We start from the raw sequence: 19,833 nt of genomic DNA, 5'->3' as shown, positions 1-19,833 counted from the left end.
GTACATATTAACTCTAAAGGAGACATATATCCAGTCATTTATGGAATATTTTGAAGATATATTTGATAATTATTCGTTTTCTAATATGGAAGTCGCTTCAGCAAAGGTCAAAGTCTGTCCATCACGCAATACCGTCACGTTTTCATTTCCGATTGACTCTATATAACGTTTGACAATGACATCCACAAACTTTTCATCTAGCTCAATGCCGTAACAAAACCGACCTGTTTGGTCTGCGGCCATTAGGGTTGAGCCAGAACCAAGGAATGGATCAAGAACAATAGTCCCACGCATGGATGAATTTTGAATAGGATAGGCCATGAGCGGAATGGGTTTCATCGTTGGATGGTCCTTACTGGATTTAGGACGGTCATATTCCCAAATGGTTGTTTGTTTACGGTCACTGAACCACTGGTGTTTTCCTTTTTGTTTCCAGCCAAAGAGACATGGTTCATGTTGCCACTGGTAGGGACTACGTCCAAGCACTAATGAGTTCTTCTTCCAAATGCAGCACCCACTCAAATAAAATCCAGCATCCTTAAATGCCTTACGGAAGTTCAATCCTTCCGTATCCGCATGAAATACGTAGATTGAGGCGTCGGCTTCCATGTGGTTCTCAACTTGAGTAAACATAGCTAAAAGAAACTGATAAAATTCAGAATCACCCATATTATCATTTTGAATTTTACCTGCCGTCTTTTCAACATCGCAATTATACGGCGGGTCTGTCACAACAAGATTGACTTTCTTATCACCTAACAGTTGGTCGTAGGTTTCTGCCTTAGTTGAGTCTCCACAAATCACTCGGTGCTTACCAAGTTGCCAAATGTCCCCTCGTTTTGAAAAGGTGGGTTTCTTCAATTCCTCTTCTACATCAAAGTCATCATCTGATAGGTCTTTATCATGGACATTTGATAGGATGTCATCAATTTCTGGTGGTTCAAAACCAGTCAGGTCGAGATTGAAATCTGACTCCTGTAAATCCAAAAGCAAATCCGCCAAAAGCTGGTCATCCCATTGACCAGTGATTTTATTAAGGGCAATGTTTAAGGCCTTTTCATCTTCCTTGGATAAATCGACAATGACACATTTGGCAGTTTCATAGTCTAAGTCCTTCAATACAGTTAATCGTTGATGGCCACCAATAACCGTCAAATCTTTATTGACAATGATGGGGTCAACGTAGCCAAACTTGAGTAGGCTTTGCTTAATCTTTTCATACTCCTTATCACCCTTTTTAAGTTTTTTTCGAGGATTGTAAGAGGCTGGGTGTAATTCAGACAATCGAATCTCTCTAATTTCCATTGTTGGTTGACTTGTCATTGATTTCTCCTTTATAAAAGCGTGATTGAATGTAACACGAATGGCTACAATATTTTCTATTCGGATTGGCATAAGATAAAAATGACCTGCCACAATATTGACAAGTCAAATCTTCATATGAGGTTTTTGATTTATCGTGTTCGTCAGAATGAGTGGTCCACCAAACCTTACGACACTTATCCGAACAGAACTTCTTTGGTCTACCTATTTTGTGAGTTTTAAGTACTTGATAACACTGAGGGCAACGAAGACCATCATTCTGGTCGGCTTTTGCCATCTGCTTTGTCGCAGCACCATGTCCAAGCAATGCTGGATTTCGTTTACAGTATTTCTTAACGGAATCTCTAGATAAACCTGTAGCCTTACCGATGAAACCATAGCCAAGACCTTCTGCGCGCATTTTCCAGATTTGTTTGCGTTGACTTTCGTCCATTTGTTTTCCTTTCCAGCAAAAAAGGACTAAAAACAACTATTTTCTACATTGTTTCTAGCCTTTTTCACTATTTTATTACCAAAATTACATACTAGGGAACGCTACATCCCCACATTAGAAACGTGATAACGGTGGGAAGGAACGTCAAAATTGAGCAATTTTAATGTACCCGCTTGCGAATTTTGCGAAATTGCACGTTTGAGGGGGCGTCGGTCTTAGTCTCCCAAGGGTTTAGAGATTTTATCCCCCCTCCCCCAATGGGTGAAAAATGAGATACTTTTGTAACGAAACTCCAAGACTAGAATCGATACGTATACTCCACATATCGGTCAGTCGTCTTAGTCTTTCTATTATGACAAGACTTACAAAGTGCTTGCCAGTTGGCTTGATTCCAAAAGAGTTCTTGGTCACCTCGGTGGGGTGTGATATGGTCAACAACAGTTGCCTTGGTCAGTCGACCTTTGGCTTTGCATTGAACACAGAGTGGATGAACTTTTAAGTAACGAAGTCGTACTTTGTTCCACTTAGCATTATAGCCTTTAGCTTTGGTTGACTTGGAATCCAGTTGGTGGTTTGCTTTATGGTTGTCACAATACTTCTGGCCATAAGGAACTAGGTTAGGACAACCATTTTGTTTACAAGGTATGCTTGGTCTTCGTGGCATCTTACTTCTCCCAAGGAAGATAGGCTTTTGTGAAATGCCCAAAGCAAGATGTTTTGGTATAGTCTACATTCAAGAGATTAAGTTCTTTAATGATACCTTGTGGTGTTAAATCGTACCGCTCACAAATCATTCCTTCCAGTTGTTGTGTGGTGTAGCGACTCGTTCCAAAGGTTTCTACATACACCGACACTGGTTCTGCAACTCCAATGGCATAGGCTAATTGTACCTCACATCGTTTCGCATACCCTTCTCGTACAATATCCTTAGCAATCTTTCGTGCCATGTATGCTGCGGAGCGGTCAACCTTGCTTGGGTCTTTTCCAGAGAAGGCACCGCCACCATGATGTGCGAAACCACCGTAGGTATCCGCCACAATCTTACGTCCAGTCACTCCTGCATCCGCAAATGAGCCACCAAGAACAAAACGTCCGGTCGGATTGACTAGAACTTTGAAATCTAGATTCTGACGGTAACGAAGTGCTACTGACATCATAGCTTCAGTCACAATTCGTTTCACTTTGGCAAGGTCAGCCGTTTCGGTATGTTGGATGGAAACTAAAAATGTATCAATTCTTTTCTTATCATAGTCGTAGGAAACCTGAGCTTTAGCGTCCTTGCCAAGTAAGGGGTGACCAAGGGACATCAGTTTCTCAAGGACTCGAGAGGCCAGAACATAAGGAAGGGGTAGGTACTCAGGTGTTTCATCTGTCGCATAACCGAACATCATTCCTTGGTCACCAGCACCACCATTATCAACACCTTGGGAAATATCACAACTTTGGAGTCCAAGTAGGTTAGTTACCCGAACATTCTTCATACCAAGTGGCTCGACAACCTGACGTACAATGTTCTCGAGATTAAAGTAATGTCTAGTTGAAATTTCACCAGCTACCACAACTTGGTTATCCTTGATTAAGGTTTCAACTGCCACTCGACTTGATTTGTCATATTTGAGACACTCCATCAAAATGGCATCTGAAATCTGATCACAGATTTTATCTGGGTGTCCAACTGACACTTGTTCACTAGAAATAATCATAATTCCTCCACGCAAAAAGCCCAACCCTTGGGCTAGGCTTTGGTTTATTTTACTGATTGTCGACCTGCTTCGTAGGCTCTCTCCAATGCTCTTTTGATTCCCCAAACCGAAACATCGTAGAAATCGAGGTTGTCACTCCAACGTTTTTCTAAGGTTTCAACTAGAAGTTCTTCTTTAGCGATCTCTGTTAAAAGGGCATTGAGTTTTTCTTGTTGGCGTTTTGTCATGGTATTGTTCTCCTCTTCTTTTGTTGTGTACATATTAACTCTAAAAAGGAGATAAATCCAGTCATTACTGGGTATTTTTTATCTTTTTTGACACTTACAATTCTACCACAAATTTTGACAAAGTGAGGTCAATGTTAGGTCACACTTAGTGCAGGGGTAGGTTACTGGTAGGTCAGGGGGAGGTCAGGGGGAGGTTACTTTTCCAAAGAAAATCCCATTTTCAGATAAACTTCCCTAACATGGTCTAAGACCTTACGGCGCCAATTTCTAACAGTACTTCGGCTAATATGAAACTCTCTCATCAAGCTATCCCAATTACTATCTGTCTTAAGCATGGATTGAGCAAAATCATATAAATCTCCCTTTAGAAATTTTAAAGCCATCTCAAAATTCTCAAGGTCATTAGCCAATCGGATATACCGTTGCGATAAATCTGCCAATTGTTCCTCGTTTTCCTGAATCATCTTCTCACGAAAATTCAGTGCAATCATCTCTGATCGTCGATTGGTAGGTGTACTTTTAACCCTAGGTTCATCAGATTTCTCAAAAACTAGCGAACCAATAACCTCATTTTCTGTCACTGGTTTGAAATGATCCAAACGATACTTTAACATCTCCAAGTCACTTTTAAGTTCATTGTAATGCGTCAGAATGTGCTCTGCCTTATCCATCTGCCCCTCCTACTTGCGCTTTAACAGCTGCAATCAGCCGTTCTTGTTGTGCATCTTTGTTTTCTAGTGCTTTGAGGATTTCCTCATCAATCGTTCCTTCAGTCACAATGTGTTGGATAACAACAGTCTCAGACTCTTGCCCCTGTCGCCAAAGCCGTGCATTTGTTTGTTGGTATAATTCCAAAGACCATGTTAAACCAAACCAGACCAAGTGGTGACCGCCTTTTTGAAGGTTCAAACCATGACCAGCTCCAGCTGGATGAAGTAAGCCAACTGGAACATTTCCTTTGTTCCATTCACGAATATCTTCTTCTGTTTTCAACACCTGACTCTTTAGCTTGAGTTTTTCTAAACGACTCATAATCCGAGCCAAGTCATGTTTGAACCAATAGGCAACTAAGATAGGTTCTCCATTTGCGGATTCAAGGATATCTTCAAGGGCATCTAGTTTCTGTTCATGAAGTGACACGACTGTATGATCATCAGAATATACGGCTCCATTGGATAACTGAACTAACTTGTTCGTTAGGCTTGCAGCATTGGCAGCAGTTACTTCTAGTCCATCTAACTCTGACAATACATACTCTTTCTTAAACTGAATGTATTTTTCTTTTTCCTTTTCTGACATACGCACCAGCTTCTTGGTTGAAATCAAATCAGGCATATCCAGATAGTCTAGGGCTTTCATGGAAATGGTAATATCACTAATCTTGTCTTGAATTTGATACTCCGCATAATCCATGGGGATGTATTCATAGACAATGTTTCCATTGCGACGACCTTCTTCAAAGTAGCGACTACGAAACTCACCGATGAATCGACCAAGACGTTCCCCACCATCAATGACCTTGAACTCTGCGAACAAGTCCATCAGTCCATTAGAACTCGGTGTTCCTGTTAGTCCAACCACTCGCTTCATGTAAGGTCGCATAGCCATGAAGGCTTTGAAACGCTTGGACTGCCAAGACTTGAAAGAACTCAATTCATCAATCACTACCATATTCCACTTGAAATAGGGACTACATTGTTCCACCAGCCAAGGGAGGTTTTCACGATTGACGATATAGATATCCGCATCTTTCTGAAGAGCTACCTTTCGTTGCTTGGGAGTACCAACTATTTTCGAATAACGTAGGTGACGCAACTCCGCCCATTGCTCAATCTCATCACTCCATACTGTATTTGCGACCCGAAGTGGGGCAATAACCAAAACCTTAGTGACTTCAAATCTATCAAACATCAGCTCATTCACCGCAGACAAAGTTGTAGCCGTCTTTCCCATCCCCATGTCTAGGATGACTGCTGCATAAGGATGACCAATGATAAAGTCCTTGGCGACTACTTGATAGTTATGTAATGTCAATTTCATCTAGCACCTCTCCAATCATCTCAATGCGGTCAATAACGTAAACCTTAAAGCCTAACCGCTCGAACAGTTTATGCCTTGACACTTGTAACTCCCTTGGCTTTTGGTCAGGAGCCTTCACTTCCACCAAGCCAAACTTGCCATTGGGTAAAAACACCAACCTGTCTGGCACACCAGAAAAAGATGGCGATACCCATTTAGGACAAATGCCTCCTCTAGCTTTCACAGACTTCACCAAAGCTTGCTCAACGTATTTTTCTCTCATCGTTCTAAATCCTTTCGTCAAATTGAAGTGTGTAGGTCTAGTGCAGTCATTTCCAAAACTCCTCTTATAGGCTTTTTTTTATAGTAATTTTTGCTTATAGGATAGTTTTAGAAAAGACCATAATAGACCTACACAAAATCAAAAAATGTCACTCATGCTGGTCGTATTAAGCATTAATCTGAAACCTACTTCAAAATAAGTTCCAACCAATCAGTCAACGACCTACACACCTAAATTTGTCCCGCACCACTCTTATGGAGGTAAGTTGGCTAAAAATGTCGGTCATTAATCTAAGAAATCATAGCCATCCTCTACCAATTTCAAACCAAGAATGAAGTTACCTTTACTTGTCCGTTTTCGTTTAAACCCTGCCTGCTCAAGTGCAGAATAAAAATCGGTTGTACTGCGTGTATACTCCATGTTTTTGGTGCAATAGGCTCGATACTGACTGTAGAGTTCTCCTGATTTTTCTGTCAACTGATCACCAACTTGACAGCAGTCACTAAGGAAGTGTCCTAACCAATCATTTGCTTCTCGGTAGGCTTTGACGGATGCTGATACAGCAGTTGGTACTTTTGTTTTGAAGTTCGCTTTGATGGCTTTTTCTGCACCTTCTATAATCCAAGACATGATGGCTGGTGCTGCATTGTCGTACAGATAATCCGCAAAGTTTTTGATATCAGAGCGACCTATGATTTTAGCGTTAAAAGGAATGACAACCAGACGTCGCCACGTTCCATCATCGTTCGCCCCTACTTTAGGCAGATGGTTAGTGTAAAGAACCAGCGTGTGTGAGGGCACGAAGTGGAATGGATCCTTGTACTTCTTCTCTGCTTGGATTTCATCTGTTGAGGTAATCTGCTTAACAACCGCAGTATTGAGTCGCATCCCTTCTGCCATTTCAGAAGCAATGACCAGACGTTTCCCTTTAAGCTCAGCAAGCTCAGGACTGACATTACGCTTGTTTGACATAGTTAAGGCATCCGCAGATAATTTACCTGAATAGCTCCCTAGCACACGAGCGATGGTATTCCAAAAAGTAGACTTGCCGTTCGCTCCGCCTCCATAGGCAATAATCATGTGTTCCTGATAGACCTTACCGATAGCTGCCATACCAATAATTTCTTGAACATAGTCAATCAATTCTTGGTCATTACAGAAAAAGGTGGCTAAAGTTTCCTGCCATAATCCCATTCCCTGATCACTAGGGGAGACTGCGGTTATTTTTGTTATGTAATCTTCAGGATTGTGTTCTTGTTGCCCATTTATTCCTTTTCGTAAATCATAGGTAGCCACTGGGGTATTGAGTAATAAGTCATCACTATCTAATTCTGACAATTCTACTGAAAGCATTGGTTTAGCTGTATTATAGACAGCCATCAAATTCTTATAGTCACGATGTTTCATAACAAATTTATGGAACTCTTTAGAAGCAAGGTAGGCTTTTAAATATTTCAATTGAAGTGGAGTTTCGACTGCATTTTCTAGTCGCTTTCCACCAGCCTTAATGGTCAATTCATCAATACCTGAAGACTGAAGTTGTTTTTCTGCAGTTTCCAGGAGTGCATTCGCTTCAGCAAGTTGTTCATCGGTAAAGTGTACAACTGCACCTAATGCCAACTGCTTGTTCTCACGCCAGTGAGTCCCATCATAGTAAAGATAGTCCGTTGCATTGGTATAAGCGAGCCTGTTCGCATACTCTCTTGCAAGAACTCCCGCTTCCCCAACATCCGAGTAATCATCTGGTTTTAATGTTTCTCTATTGAATACATCGGGATCTACGTAGCCTTTAGATGTTTTTATTGTTCTGTTGTAGAATCGCACAGCACTACCCCAGATGGTATCTAACTCTGCTTTATCAAGTGGCGGTACACATTTCTGAGCCTGTTCATCAAAGCCATCTCTTGCTTCTTTCGTTACTCCCAAGCGTTTTAGGATCTTAGCTGCAAATACAGACATCGTTGAATTACGACTCCCTTGCTGGATTGGTCCACTTGTAGGAGTATAGAAGTCTGCATCGAAATCTTCCTCATCATCAATAGACACAGCTTGAAACAAATCTTCATCAATAGTTAGCCATGAATCATGCCATATAACCTGTGCATTGGGATTTCCAAAGAAAAACCTTGCCGCATCCTTGGCATGATCATCAAAAAACTTGTATTGATTACAGAGTTCTTCCTTCATGGCTACATAAATATCTTTATCAGTTACCTCATTGATTTGGAAATAAATATGAAATTTTGGTCTTGGAGCTTTTCCTGCCTTAGCCTGCATATGACTTCGACTAGTTACCAAGGCAAAGTTATAATCCGCAAAGATTTCTTTTAGTCTCTCTACAGCTATCCACTCTTCTGGATTTTCAGAATGGTCATTATCAAAATCCATGACCAGTACATCTGACTTGATGAAATTGGCATTTGAGCGTGTATTGTTTAAAAACAGCCCCGCCACATGGTCGAATTGCACAACAGTTTGTAGCGATATTTCATCAGTAATAGCTACTTGATTGGGGTAGACAGTGGTTGTCTGAACCCCAGTCTGTCCTGAATGAGATAAGGTAAATTGCATTATGCACCCTCCATATTTTTGCAGTATTTTTAGAAATATATCTTCTTAACTTACTAAGTAAGAATCTGACAAATCTTTCCGCTCTCTCAGAAAAAATTATTCAAAAAAATAGAAGTTTCCTATTAAATTGCACAGGAAACTTTTTTGATACTCAAAATTTTTTCAAATCTAACGGAAAAACATCACTTGGTTCTACTTAGTAATGTGTAAGGGATATGGCTAAAAAAAATCTCTTACAAAGTGGAAAAATTAATCAAAACCTTACTTAGTAAGATAGGAGGACCAAATATGGTAAACGAACCATACATCAAACCTGATGAAAACGTAGCTGATACTCTCATCGCTATCAGCGTCATCTCAAAACTACTCGCTCGGAAAATTATGGAGGAAGAAAACAATGAGCAAAATGAAAGAACTGAATAGACTAATTCATGATATGGAAGAAACTGCAAAGTACTACCTTCGATTGGTGGATGAGTTCAAAAAACTCCTATCTACTGATGATGAAACAGTACCTAAATCAAATCCACCAAAAAATGAACTACAAAAGGAAATTCAATTGGAGGATGTCCGTGCAGTCCTTGCAACAAAGGCAAAAGATGGCTTTAAGAATGAGGTTCGTGCTCTTCTAAATGCATACGGTGCTTCTTCTCTATCAGCTCTTGACCCTAAACACTTTGCGGCAGTCCTTGAAGAAGCTGGAGGGATTGGTAATGACTAACCACGCCATTCTATCTGCTTCTGCATCACATCGTTGGTTGAACTGCCCACCTTCCATTCGGTTAACAGAAGATATGCCAGATGTAAACTCTGAGTTTGCCCTTGAAGGTACGGATGCTCACGAGTTATGTGCTTATCTAGTCGAGAAAGCTTTAGGTAGGAATGCGCGTGATCCGACTGAGGATTTAACATTTTATAACGATGAAATGCAGGATTGTGCAGAAGAATACCGCAACTATGTCATGGAGCAAGTTGAGAAAGCCAAAGGCTACTCTCGTGACCCTACAGTTCTTGTCGAACAACGACTGGACTTTTCTAAGTGGGTACCTGAAGGATTTGGAACTGGAGATTGCCTCATCGTGGCGGACGGACTTCTTCAGGTAATTGACTACAAGCACGGGCTTGGTGTTCTAGTTGATGCAGACCACAACCCTCAAATGATGTGTTATGCACTTGGAGCACTTGAGATGTTTGATGGACTTTATGATTTCGATAAAGTTACCATGACAATCTTTCAACCACGAAAACATAACATATCTACCTTTGAGATAGAAAAGACTGAGTTGCTTGAATGGGCAGAAAATGAACTCGCCCCAAAAGCTAAACTTGCATTCAAGGGTGAGGGGGATATGCAGTCTGGTAAACACTGCCAATTCTGTAAACTCAAGAATATCTGTCGCAAACGTGCGGAGGATAATTTGGCTCTTGCCAAGATGGAGTTTGCGAATCCAGCTACTCTTGATAACGAGGATATTGCAGAGATTTTACCTAAGCTAGACTTGTTGATTTCATGGGCAAACGACATCAAAGCTTATGCATTAAATCAAGCAACAGATGGACATCACATCCCAGGATACAAACTGGTTGAAGGTCGCTCTGTTCGTAAATTCTCAGATGAGTCAGCCGTGAGTCAAGCTGTGATGGAAGCAGGCTTTGACCCTTTTGAGAAAAAACTACTCACTATAACTGCCATGACTAAGTTACTTGGCAAGAAAACTTTTAATGACCTCCTTGGTGGTCTCATAATAAAACCAAGTGGTAAACCAACACTCGTTCCAATTGACGATAGCCGTCAAGAGATGAACCTAGCAAAACATGAATTCAAAGAGGATTAACTATATGACAACTAAAGTAATTACAGGACCAAACACTCGCTTCAGCTACTTAAATGCCAATGAGCCAAAGTCAATTAACGGTAGCACTCCCAAGTACAGTGCCTCACTCATCATCCCAAAAGATGATACAGTCACCATTAACAAAATCAAGGCTGCTATTGAGCAAGCATACAAAGAAGGTGAGTCAAAACTTAAAGGCAACGGTAAATCAGTACCTGCATTATCTACTCTGAAAACTCCCCTACGTGACGGTGATCTTGAACGACCTGATGATGAAGCATACAAAAATGCTTACTTTGTGAATGCCAACTCTCCACACAAACCTGGTGTGGTTGATGGCAATCGTCAAGAAATCATTGATACATCAGAATTGTATTCAGGCATCTACGGACGTGCTTCTATCACCTTCTACGCATTTAATTCCAATGGCAATAAAGGGATTGCTTGCGGTTTGAATAACTTGCAAAAATTGCGTGATGGTGAACCCCTCGGTGGACGCACTCGTGCTGAGGATGATTTTGCGACAGAAGACGATGATGACTTTTTGAACTAGAAATGGAGATTTAGATTGATGATGTATGCTATTTTAACTTGTACTATTATGGGACTCTGGGTGCTTATCGGACTATACTTCGGGTATATGACCATTAGAGATGATATTCGAAATGAAATGGAACGAAAGGCAAAGCAAAATAAAGAAAAACTTAGCCAAACACCACTCAGTCGAAAAAACAAATAGAACTTTAGGTGGCAGTACTTCTGTCACCTTTTTCAGAAAGGACAAACTATGCCAATTAAAGAGATTAGTATAGACATCGAAACCTATTGCGAAATTGACCTACGAAAATCTGGTGTCTATCGCTATGCGGAAGATGACAGTTTTGAACTCCTTTTGTTTGCAGTATCTGTTGATAATGGACCAGTGACTGTTTACGACTTTAATAAAGAGAAGTTACCACAAGATATTCTTGAAGCTTTAGTAGACGAAAGAGTCATCAAATGGGCATTCAACGCTTCATTTGAGCGAATTTGCCTATCCAACTGGCTCAAGAAACATCATCCTGAATTAATATTAGATGGATTTCTCTCGCCTAATTCATGGCGATGTAGCATGATTTGGTCCGCCTATTTAGGACTCCCACTCTCCCTTGAGGGAGTTGGAACAGTCCTCAAACTCAAAGACCAAAAGATGGGAGAGGGGGCTGACCTCATTCGCTACTTCTGCGTGCCTTGTAAGCCAACCAAAGTCAATGGGGGACGAGTTCGCAACTTTCCACATCACGCGCCTGACAAGTGGGCTACCTTTATCGATTACAACAGACGTGATGTTGAGGTCGAATTAGCTATCAAGGAACGACTGAAAAACTTCTCCGTACCTGACTTTGTTTGGGAAGAATATCATCAGGATCAGATTATCAACGACCGAGGTATTGGCATAGATGTTGACTTTGTAAAAGCCGCAATCAAAATTGATGCAGAGAGCAAAGTTAAAATCCAAGAGGAACTAAAAGCCTTAACAGGTCTTGAAAATCCCAACTCTGTTCTGCAGATGATTGGCTGGCTACGTGAACATGGAATAACTACAGATTCACTTGACAAAAAAGCTGTGAAAGAATTACTCAAAACGGTTGATGAAACAACTGCTCAAGTTCTTAAGCTTCGTCAGCAAGCAGCCAAATCCAGCGTCTCCAAATACCAAGCAATGATGAACTGTGTCTGTAAGGATGGACGTGCTAGAGGGATGTTTCAATTCTATGGAGCCAATCGAACAGGGCGATGGGCTGGTCGCTTGGTACAACTTCAGAATTTACCACAGAACCACCTTCCTGACCTTGAGGAAGCGAGAAATCTTTTCAGAACCGGTGACTTAGAAGCTACTGAACTCCTTTACGACACACAAGATACCTTATCTCAACTTATCCGAACAGCCTTTGTCCCTAGCAAAGGAAAGAAATTCATTGTTTGCGACTTTTCAGCTATCGAAGCCCGTGTCTTGTCCCACTTGGCAGGGGAGAGATGGCGTAGTAAGGTATTTGAACAAGGGAAAGACATCTACTGCATGTCCGCTTCTCAGATGTTTGGAGTACCAGTTGAAAAACACGGACAAAATTCTGAACTAAGGCAAAAAGGGAAAATTGCGGAGTTGGCCTGTGGCTATGGTGGTTCAGTCGGTGCACTCAAAGCCATGGGTGCCATTGATATGGGACTATCGGAGGAAGAACTCCAACCACTAGTGAACTCTTGGCGACTAGCTAATCCGAATATCGTTCTCTTCTGGTGGGATGTGGACAGGGCGGTTAAGACTGCTGTAAAGGAACTAATTCCAACATCTACTCACGGTATTCAATTTGAAGTAAGAAGCGGCATTCTATTCATTACACTCCCATCTGGTCGTAAATTAGCATATATCAAACCAAGAATTGGAGAGAACCAATTCGGTGGAGTGTCCGTCACTTATGAGGGAACTGGAACAGCTAAACGTTGGGAGAGGTTAGCAAGTTACGGTCCAAAATTTGTAGAAAACATTGTACAAGCTATCAGCCGTGACATCCTTGCTTACTCTTTGAAGCAACTGAAAGAGTTTAAAATTGTAGGCCATGTACACGATGAAGTAATAATCGAATGTTCAAGGGAACAAAAACTTGATGAGATTGCATCATTAATGGGGATTGCACCAGATTGGTTGTCTGATATTAACCTTCGTGCCGACGGATACGAATGCTTATTCTATCAGAAAGATTAGTAAAAAATCGCCACCTCACAATTGAGATGGCGATTCTGCTATTTATTTAATTCTTTGTAAAGCTCAATCCCTTCTTTCTTAGTATTATTGACTTTTTTATAGCCTGCAGATTTCTGTACTCCTAGTTTTTCAAAGATTTCCTTATACTCATAACCATCAAATAGCATTTCCAAAATTTCTGGTGCTTGAAAGTTTGATTCTGCAAGTTTTGATTTCAAAAACTCAAATTGATCCATGAATAGATAAAGCTCAATCCCATCATCGATAACTGGTAAATCTTGTTTCTCTGTGAATGCTTCCCAAGATGAAATATTAGGGGCATTTTTACTTGGCTTACGAAAATCTTTGAGATAATCATTAACTGAGTTATTATACCACCAGACCATCTGTTCATATTCCTCTTCTGCGACTGGAACAAAGGCAGTTAATATTGGAATACCCATAATTCGACATTGACGAAACGTACCACGTAACAAACCAGAATGGTGTGAGGACATGTAATAATCCTGTACGAACATGGGAGCTAGTACTTCACCCTCAGTTGGTTGTACTCCAGTTGATGAAGATTGAGCTTGGCAGTAGTTGAAAAAGTTGACGTTGATTGTCATGATTGATTGGCTTTCCAGTTAATACCGAAAGCACACATGACAAATCAAGGCATGCAAAAAATATTCTTGACCGCATAGTTACTTTCCTCTATGTTATCGGTCAGCTAACCTCACAGACTGACAATGCACTCTCAAGTCATAACTTTGAGGTTCGCTATGATCAGTAGCAAATCATGACATGAGATTACTTTTAGTCTAGTATCTCACGGAAAATAAAAAAGAAAATAGCAAGATTCTGACACGGTCAAAACCTTGCTACTATGGAGTATTCTTCTCAAAATACATAAAATATCACCCAGATAATATAAAAATCGTATCAACATTGTGACACGATTATTTGGTAGAAATTCCTCTTTTTGTTAAAAATTGTTTTGCGGCCGCTACAGATTGTCCTTGGAAATGGTTAAGCAGGTATTGGTAAGCCATATCTTCTCTATCACCATTTTTTATTTTAAAGTTTGAGAGCGATAACAGATACTGATTTATAAAATCAGGTAACTCAAGATACACCAATACCAATACAAAGAGGTGCAAACTACCACCCGTTCCTTTAAACAGTCGTTTAATCGTAGATTCACTTGAATCTACTGCTTCTGCAATCTTTGGAAAAGTTTCTTCTTGATAATCTTTTACTTTATTCATTGCTTCAGTGAAGTCATTTGGCAATTGTTTAAACAATGTAAATTCACGATTTCGTTGCTCCGTTTCAACTTCAAGCTTTCTTTCATCAATAGAATATTCAATGCCATGTTTGTATGAAATCTCAAATTTATAAGAACTAGGATGTAGCAGATATAAAGTAAAATCTTCTTCAAACCCAACTTCCTCATATTCCCTGCGCTTTACATCAAATATTATCGCATACTCATCGAGCTTCTCGAGAGCTGCTGATGAAATAAAAGGGTGTTGCATGAAGTACCATACTACTTCTGGACTATTAATAACCACATGTCCATCAACATAGATATAACATTTAGAATCAATCAATTCTCGAAAATTACTATCGGAGACATATAAATCAAACATTTGTTGTTCAGAAATAGTTAATGTCTGACTCTTTCCCACTTTTTCGGGGGCAAATGCGTAGTTATTAATATATCTACCATCAACATATTCAAGAACACCTTTAGCTTCATTGAATCCTAATTCAATCAACCTAATTCTAGCAGACTGCTTGGATACATTGAAAAATTCTGCCAATTCCTCAATTGTACTCTGAAAAACGTCGAGAATTCCAATCAGTCTCTTCTTAGTACTCAACTTAACAATAATTTCAGCAGCTTTACTACAAAAAGTACTTTTTGGCATTAAAATTCGTGGTGGGATTACTCTACCTTGTTCCTCTATCCATTTTCTAGCCTGCCTGAAGTCCTCTTCTCCTGTTAAATAATCATCTTGAGAGAGTAGATATTCTTTCATAACAATATGTGGTTTATGACGATAATGGTGATAAGCCTCATGAATGAGTGTTAGGTTTTTATTCCCTTTCACAAATTTACTTGCATCATAAATCACCGTTCCTTCAGAAACAACTAAACTTTTGTAAGAATTGTAAGTATGGTCATATACCCTAGCTAGTTCTGACCTAAAATGACTTTGACCACGAATGCTACCATCAGGGCTTAAGGGGCTTTCCAGCAATGTCAGTCCAAGGCTATTTATCGCAATTAGAGGGTCAATGGGTTGCGGTAGCTTCAATGCAGAACTATAAAAGGTATTCAAAAATTGTTCTGCTTCTTCCTCGTACTTTGTTTGATACATATAGGGAAGTAACGTTGAATCTAGCTGTGTTTCACTATCAAACTTTACTTTTCGAAGTTCACCAATTTCTACTAGTGACATTATGACTTCATCATCAAAGAATAACAAATATTCAATCGTATGTTTTCTTTGAATATCTCTTACCTCTGTCTTCTCTTTACAAATAAATTCGAAATGTGTTTCTGAAGTCACATTAACCAATAATCGAATAGTTCGATAATCCTTTTGAAACGGAGTAACTTTAATATATTTTATGTTTGGAAGTTCTTTTGAGAACACTTGCCAGTTCTCAACACTGGTTTCTATCTTAGCTTTAATATCCAATAAAATATTACTATGAATATCTGACTTAATTTGATTTATAAATTTTCTTTTAATATATTCTGTAATTGGCATCTTACAACCTCAATTTCGTTGCTTTATAATGCAACATAATGTTGAGAATATTATATCAAAAATTGTTAAAAAAATCAGTACATTATTCTATTACAAGAAAATTTGTGCTAATGTTACTTTAGATATGATTGAACTACTAAAACCAGAAAAACGATTTGATCAAACGATATATATTAAATATAGAATGGATGAATAATAAGCAGATTTTGCATCTGAATGTTCTTTTGTTGCAAAGTTTGATATTTTTGATATAATTGTTGCATAATAAAGCAACAAAGGTGGAGCAACATGTTTTCTGGATTTCGTCTTAAAGAAAAAAGAATTGAAAAAAATTTAAATCAGTCGGAAATTGCCAATATATTAGATATCAATAGAGCTTCTTATAGTAAGTGGGAATCTGGTAAATCTATCCCTAATCAAAAAAACCTCACCGCTCTTGCCAAAATCCTAGATGTCCCTGTCACTTATTTTGAATCTGAATACAATATCGTCAATAACTATCTTCAGTTATCTCCTGACAACCAAGTAAAGGCAGAGGAATATGTTGAGGAACTTCTTCTTTCCCAACAAACCTCAAACGTCACTCCCCTCTTCTCAGTACAGGTGCTATCCGATGTTCAGCTCTCAGCTGGTCTTGGAGAAGGATTCTTTGACGAGTTTGAGACTGAAACAGTCTACTCCAATGAGGAACAATACGGTTACGACATTGCAGCATGGATTGAGGGAGATTCTATGGAGCCTATCTATAAGAGTGGTGAAGTCGCACTTATTCGCTCCAACGGTTTTGACTATGATGGAGCTGTCTATGCACTATCTTGGAATGACTCTGTCTATATCAAGAAGCTCTACCGTGAAGAAGATGGGTTCAGAATGGTTTCCTTGAATAAGGACTATCCTGAGAAGTTCATCCCTTATGAGGATAAACCAAGAATTGTCGGTCTAGTTGTAGGTCACTTTATGCCTGTCGAGGGAGTATAGTCATGAAATTAAAAGATATCTTAGAACTTGGAACGTATGGTTTCAACCCTGATTGTAAAGTTGAAATATTCAATATGGACAACTTTGAAGAGCGACTAGGGAATGAAGGATTCGATGAAATTCTTATTCCTCAAAATGAGGATGCAAAAATCTATCCTTACGCTTTTTTGATAGAAGATTCTGTTTTGATTGCTATGACCGAGGAGGATGAGAATACCAATGAACGTTAAAGAAATGATTTACATCAAAGAAGAACGTATTTTCTTCAGCCCTGACAAATTAGAATACGACATCACAGACTACATCGATGAACTTATCGAAGAGCTAGAAAAACTCAAAAGGAGGTAACCCTATGGGCTATATCGACTACTCTATAGAACCTCAAAGTGACATAGCCTTCCTCGATATGAAGTCCTTTTACGCTTCGGTTGAGTGTGTAGATAGAGGTTTGCATCCGCTCTACACATCATTATGCGTCATGAGCCGAGCGGGTAACTCAGCAGGATTAATACTGGCTTCTTCTCCTATGTTTAAGAAAGTTTTCGGAAAAGCAAACGTAGGGCGTTCTTACGACTTGCCTTTTGACGTAAACACTCGTAAATTCAGCTACCAGAATGCGTGGAAACAGGGGATAGACGTAACACCAAAGTATAAATCTTTCATCGAACACTGGGCAAAGCGTACACTCATTGTTCCTCCTCGCATGGACAGATATATTGAGAAGAATTTAGAGATTCAACATATCTTTCAAGACTATGCTGCTCCAGATGACATTCTCCCCTATTCAATTGATGAAGGTTTTATCGACCTTACTAGCTCACTTTCTTACTTTATTTCTGATAAGTCAATGTCAAGGAAAGATAAGTTAGATAATGTTTCCGCTATGATTCAGAGAGATATTTACCGTAAAACAGGTATTATCTCAACTGTGGGAATGAGCAACTCCAACCCTCTTCTAGCTAAATTAGCTCTAGATAATGAAGCTAAGAAAACTGCTACAATGAGGGCTAACTGGTCATACCAAGATGTAGAAACCAAGGTATGGTCTATTCCAAAATTAACCGACTTTTGGGGTATAGGCAGTAAGACTGAGATTCATTTACAAAAACTTGGTATTCATTCAATCAAAGAACTGGCCAATTTCAATCCTGATATTCTCAAAAAAGAATTCGGTAAAGTCGGTGTTCAACTTTGGTTTCACGCCAATGGAGTTGATGAGAGCAATGTCCATGAACCCTATAAACCAAAATCACGAGGATTGGGTAACTCACAAGTACTTCCTAGAGATTATAGAACCCAAAGAGAAATTGAAATCGTATTGGCTGAAATGGCTGATCAAGTTGCTAATCGACTGCGTTCAGCCCATAAGAAAGCAACTGTTGTTTCTATTCATATTGGCTATTCTAGGACTGAGATGAAAAAATCTATAAATGCTCAGAAAAAAATTGACCCAGCAAATCTTCCAAAAACAATGGTTGGTCATGTACTAGAATTATTCCGAAAGAAATACAACTCTGGTGCAGTGAGACAAATCGGTGTATCTTATAGTGGCTTCATAGATGAAAATTATACTCTACTATCACTATTTGACGATGTAGAACAAATTGAAAAAGAAAATAGACTTCAGACAGCAATTGATGTTGTCAGAGAACAGTTTGGCTTTTTGGCCATACAAAAAGGAACCGTCCTAACCGAAGGTTCCAGAAATATTGAACGTAGCAAACTTATCGGCGGTCATTCCGCTGGTGGATTGGAGGGATTAAAATGAAACAAGAAACAAATACTGTACAATTTTCAGAAATCCATAGTAAAGGATGTAATGATATTGAGGTGATTGAAAGGATATTACACGGAGTCGTTGAAACAGTATCTTCAAAACTTCGCCAGAGAAAACTTAAAACAACTGAAATATCGATACGACTAGTACATGCTAAATCAGAAAACCGATTACCTTTGGAATTTACATTTAGTATTAAGCCAACAAGCTCATCTATGATGATCTATACTGAGGTAATCAATCACTTTAAAGAACATTACACAGGTGGGGGAATTCAAGGTTTTACGATTCAATTTGATAAAAATATCCTTGCGTCTGCATAGAAAGGATTTGAAATGATTGATCGTTCATACTTACCATTTCAATCAGCAAGAGAGTACCAAGATACTAAGATGCAAAAATGGATGGGATTTTTCCTTTCTGAGCATACATCAGCACTCACTGACGATGCAAACAAAGTAACGTATATGTCAGATTTGTCACTGGAGAAGAAATTATTACTCCTCAGTCAAGTTTATGCTGGGCAACTGAACACGCGCATTCATGTCGTTGAAAAAAACAAGCGTGTTTCTTATACTGGAACAATACCAAGTCTGAATAAGGATTATATTTTGATAAAAACTACAACAGGTCACATCAATTTGAAATTGAAAGACATTATTAGTATTGAACTTGTTGAGGAGGTGCTTTATGAATCAGCTTGAATTTCAGCGTAATCACCTGCAAATGGACTACTACAGCGAGAGCTACCAAGAATTTGAACGTGACTTCTACCGCTACTCCAACATGAATATTCCATTGACCTTCCTGACCGATGATATCCTCAAAACAATGGCGACTTCATATAAGAATTACTTTGTCCTCAATAAGGAAAAGTCCAGAGATAATCGCGATCACTTCTTCATATTTGAAGTAAGTACCGTAGATGAAAATCCGCTAATCTACCGCTATTCTTACAAGAAAACTACAAAGTATTTAACAGAAAAATAGGAGCAGTTCGATTTACTGTTCCTATTTTACTTACAAAATTATGATTTTTATTAGGATACTTATAAAACTTTTCGTAACCGCCCAATAACAAGGTATCTATCTAATCACTCCCTCCTCCTGTATACTGTTATAAAAAACATAACTGGAGGATTTATTATGTCACAGCCCATCGTCCCATTGACTGTT

At 39.2% G+C, this 19,833-nt stretch carries 23 protein-coding genes; 12 read left to right on the top strand and 11 right to left on the bottom strand.

Translation table 11 applies throughout. The features are described from left to right. Positions 1-69: 69 nt before the first annotated feature. The 9 genes from C1E99_RS08925 to C1E99_RS08885 form a co-directional block, all read right to left on the bottom strand. Positions 70-1,323: a site-specific DNA-methyltransferase gene (locus C1E99_RS08925; protein ID WP_105207330.1), complete on the bottom strand. Its 1,254-nt coding sequence runs from the start codon at positions 1,321-1,323 to the stop codon at positions 70-72. Then, positions 1,295-1,756: a hypothetical protein gene (locus C1E99_RS08920; RefSeq protein ID WP_105135968.1), complete on the bottom strand. Its 462-nt coding sequence runs from the start codon at positions 1,754-1,756 to the stop codon at positions 1,295-1,297. Before C1E99_RS08920 ends, C1E99_RS08925 begins: the two co-directional genes overlap by 29 nt. Positions 1,757-2,054: 298 nt before the next feature. Beyond that, a complete protein-coding gene (locus C1E99_RS08915) occupies positions 2,055-2,420 on the bottom strand; it encodes an HNH endonuclease (protein ID WP_105207329.1) in 366 nt (121 codons plus the stop codon). 1 nt (position 2,421) lies between these two features. Next, positions 2,422-3,459, bottom strand: a complete 1,038-nt coding sequence (gene metK / locus C1E99_RS08910; RefSeq protein ID WP_105207328.1) for a methionine adenosyltransferase — start codon at positions 3,457-3,459, stop codon at positions 2,422-2,424. A 44-nt stretch (positions 3,460-3,503) separates the two neighbouring features. Then, complete coding sequence (locus tag C1E99_RS08905) at positions 3,504-3,686, bottom strand: DUF6900 domain-containing protein (RefSeq protein WP_068993600.1); 183 nt, start codon at positions 3,684-3,686, stop codon at positions 3,504-3,506. A 194-nt stretch (positions 3,687-3,880) separates the two neighbouring features. Continuing rightward, the gene (locus tag C1E99_RS08900) at positions 3,881-4,357 is read right to left on the bottom strand and encodes a hypothetical protein (protein ID WP_105207327.1); all 477 of its coding nucleotides are present in this window, start codon (positions 4,355-4,357) and stop codon (positions 3,881-3,883) included. After that, the gene (locus tag C1E99_RS08895; RefSeq protein ID WP_105207326.1) at positions 4,350-5,726 is read right to left on the bottom strand and encodes an SNF2-related protein; all 1,377 of its coding nucleotides are present in this window, start codon (positions 5,724-5,726) and stop codon (positions 4,350-4,352) included. The genes C1E99_RS08900 and C1E99_RS08895 overlap by 8 nt, the downstream gene beginning before the upstream one ends. After that, entirely contained in the window at positions 5,707-5,988 is a 282-nt protein-coding gene (locus C1E99_RS08890; protein ID WP_058621803.1) for a VRR-NUC domain-containing protein, read from the bottom strand. The genes C1E99_RS08895 and C1E99_RS08890 overlap by 20 nt, the downstream gene beginning before the upstream one ends. A gap of 285 nt (positions 5,989-6,273) precedes the next feature. Further along, positions 6,274-8,559 carry a phage/plasmid primase, P4 family gene (locus tag C1E99_RS08885; RefSeq protein WP_105207325.1) on the bottom strand — a complete coding sequence of 762 codons (2,286 nt, stop codon included), beginning with the start codon at positions 8,557-8,559 and terminating at the stop codon, positions 6,274-6,276. A 288-nt stretch (positions 8,560-8,847) separates the two neighbouring features. Between C1E99_RS08885 and C1E99_RS15420 the strand changes: the two genes are divergently transcribed. The 5 genes from C1E99_RS15420 to C1E99_RS08865 all read left to right on the top strand — a co-directional run bounded on the left by C1E99_RS15420 (position 8,848) and on the right by C1E99_RS08865 (position 13,137). Further along, on the top strand, positions 8,848-8,982 hold the full coding sequence (locus C1E99_RS15420; RefSeq protein WP_256547040.1) for a hypothetical protein: 135 nt from the start codon (positions 8,848-8,850) through the stop codon (positions 8,980-8,982). Further along, positions 8,957-9,280, top strand: a complete 324-nt coding sequence (locus C1E99_RS08880) for a hypothetical protein (RefSeq protein WP_024411456.1) — start codon at positions 8,957-8,959, stop codon at positions 9,278-9,280. The genes C1E99_RS15420 and C1E99_RS08880 overlap by 26 nt, the downstream gene beginning before the upstream one ends. After that, complete coding sequence (locus C1E99_RS08875; RefSeq protein ID WP_105207324.1) at positions 9,273-10,394, top strand: DUF2800 domain-containing protein; 1,122 nt, start codon at positions 9,273-9,275, stop codon at positions 10,392-10,394. Before C1E99_RS08880 ends, C1E99_RS08875 begins: the two co-directional genes overlap by 8 nt. A 4-nt stretch (positions 10,395-10,398) precedes the next feature. Continuing rightward, on the top strand, positions 10,399-10,947 hold the full coding sequence (locus C1E99_RS08870) for a DUF2815 family protein (RefSeq protein WP_024052936.1): 549 nt from the start codon (positions 10,399-10,401) through the stop codon (positions 10,945-10,947). Positions 10,948-11,181: 234 nt separating this feature from the next. Beyond that, complete coding sequence (locus C1E99_RS08865) at positions 11,182-13,137, top strand: DNA polymerase (protein WP_105207323.1); 1,956 nt, start codon at positions 11,182-11,184, stop codon at positions 13,135-13,137. Between the two features lie 38 nt (positions 13,138-13,175). Here the strand turns inward: C1E99_RS08865 and C1E99_RS08860 are convergent, their stop codons facing one another. Both C1E99_RS08860 and C1E99_RS08855 read right to left on the bottom strand, forming a co-directional pair. Further along, positions 13,176-13,745 carry a hypothetical protein gene (locus tag C1E99_RS08860; protein ID WP_105207322.1) on the bottom strand — a complete coding sequence of 190 codons (570 nt, stop codon included), beginning with the start codon at positions 13,743-13,745 and terminating at the stop codon, positions 13,176-13,178. A gap of 333 nt (positions 13,746-14,078) precedes the next feature. Beyond that, positions 14,079-15,902, bottom strand: coding sequence for an ImmA/IrrE family metallo-endopeptidase (locus C1E99_RS08855; protein ID WP_105207321.1), 1,824 nt, complete (start codon positions 15,900-15,902; stop codon positions 14,079-14,081). Positions 15,903-16,190: 288 nt separating this feature from the next. On the opposite strand from C1E99_RS08855, the gene C1E99_RS08850 reads away from it, so the two are divergent. The 7 genes from C1E99_RS08850 to C1E99_RS08825 are packed head-to-tail and all read left to right on the top strand — an operon-like array spanning position 16,191 to position 19,647. Further along, complete coding sequence (locus C1E99_RS08850; RefSeq protein WP_105207320.1) at positions 16,191-16,880, top strand: XRE family transcriptional regulator; 690 nt, start codon at positions 16,191-16,193, stop codon at positions 16,878-16,880. A gap of 2 nt (positions 16,881-16,882) precedes the next feature. Then, a complete protein-coding gene (locus C1E99_RS08845; protein ID WP_105207319.1) occupies positions 16,883-17,110 on the top strand; it encodes a hypothetical protein in 228 nt (75 codons plus the stop codon). Continuing rightward, positions 17,100-17,228, top strand: a complete 129-nt coding sequence (locus C1E99_RS15415; RefSeq protein ID WP_269088947.1) for a hypothetical protein — start codon at positions 17,100-17,102, stop codon at positions 17,226-17,228. Before C1E99_RS08845 ends, C1E99_RS15415 begins: the two co-directional genes overlap by 11 nt. Positions 17,229-17,232: 4 nt before the next feature. Further along, the gene (locus C1E99_RS08840; protein WP_105207318.1) at positions 17,233-18,648 is read left to right on the top strand and encodes a Y-family DNA polymerase; all 1,416 of its coding nucleotides are present in this window, start codon (positions 17,233-17,235) and stop codon (positions 18,646-18,648) included. Then, positions 18,645-18,980 carry an imsC-like protein gene (locus C1E99_RS08835; RefSeq protein ID WP_105207317.1) on the top strand — a complete coding sequence of 112 codons (336 nt, stop codon included), beginning with the start codon at positions 18,645-18,647 and terminating at the stop codon, positions 18,978-18,980. The genes C1E99_RS08840 and C1E99_RS08835 overlap by 4 nt, the downstream gene beginning before the upstream one ends. A 12-nt stretch (positions 18,981-18,992) precedes the next feature. Beyond that, positions 18,993-19,361 (top strand): hypothetical protein, encoded by a 369-nt coding sequence (locus tag C1E99_RS08830; protein ID WP_105207316.1) that lies wholly within the window; start codon positions 18,993-18,995, stop codon positions 19,359-19,361. After that, the gene (locus C1E99_RS08825) at positions 19,348-19,647 is read left to right on the top strand and encodes a DUF5960 family protein (protein WP_105207315.1); all 300 of its coding nucleotides are present in this window, start codon (positions 19,348-19,350) and stop codon (positions 19,645-19,647) included. Before C1E99_RS08830 ends, C1E99_RS08825 begins: the two co-directional genes overlap by 14 nt. The last annotated feature ends 186 nt before the right edge of the window (positions 19,648-19,833 follow it).

Origin of the sequence: Streptococcus suis (assembly GCF_002964045.1) — a bacterium.
GTDB classification, from domain to species: domain Bacteria; phylum Bacillota; class Bacilli; order Lactobacillales; family Streptococcaceae; genus Streptococcus; species Streptococcus suis_U.
Note: the sequence above shows the minus strand (reverse complement) of the source record. Positions and strands in the feature narration are given on the sequence as shown.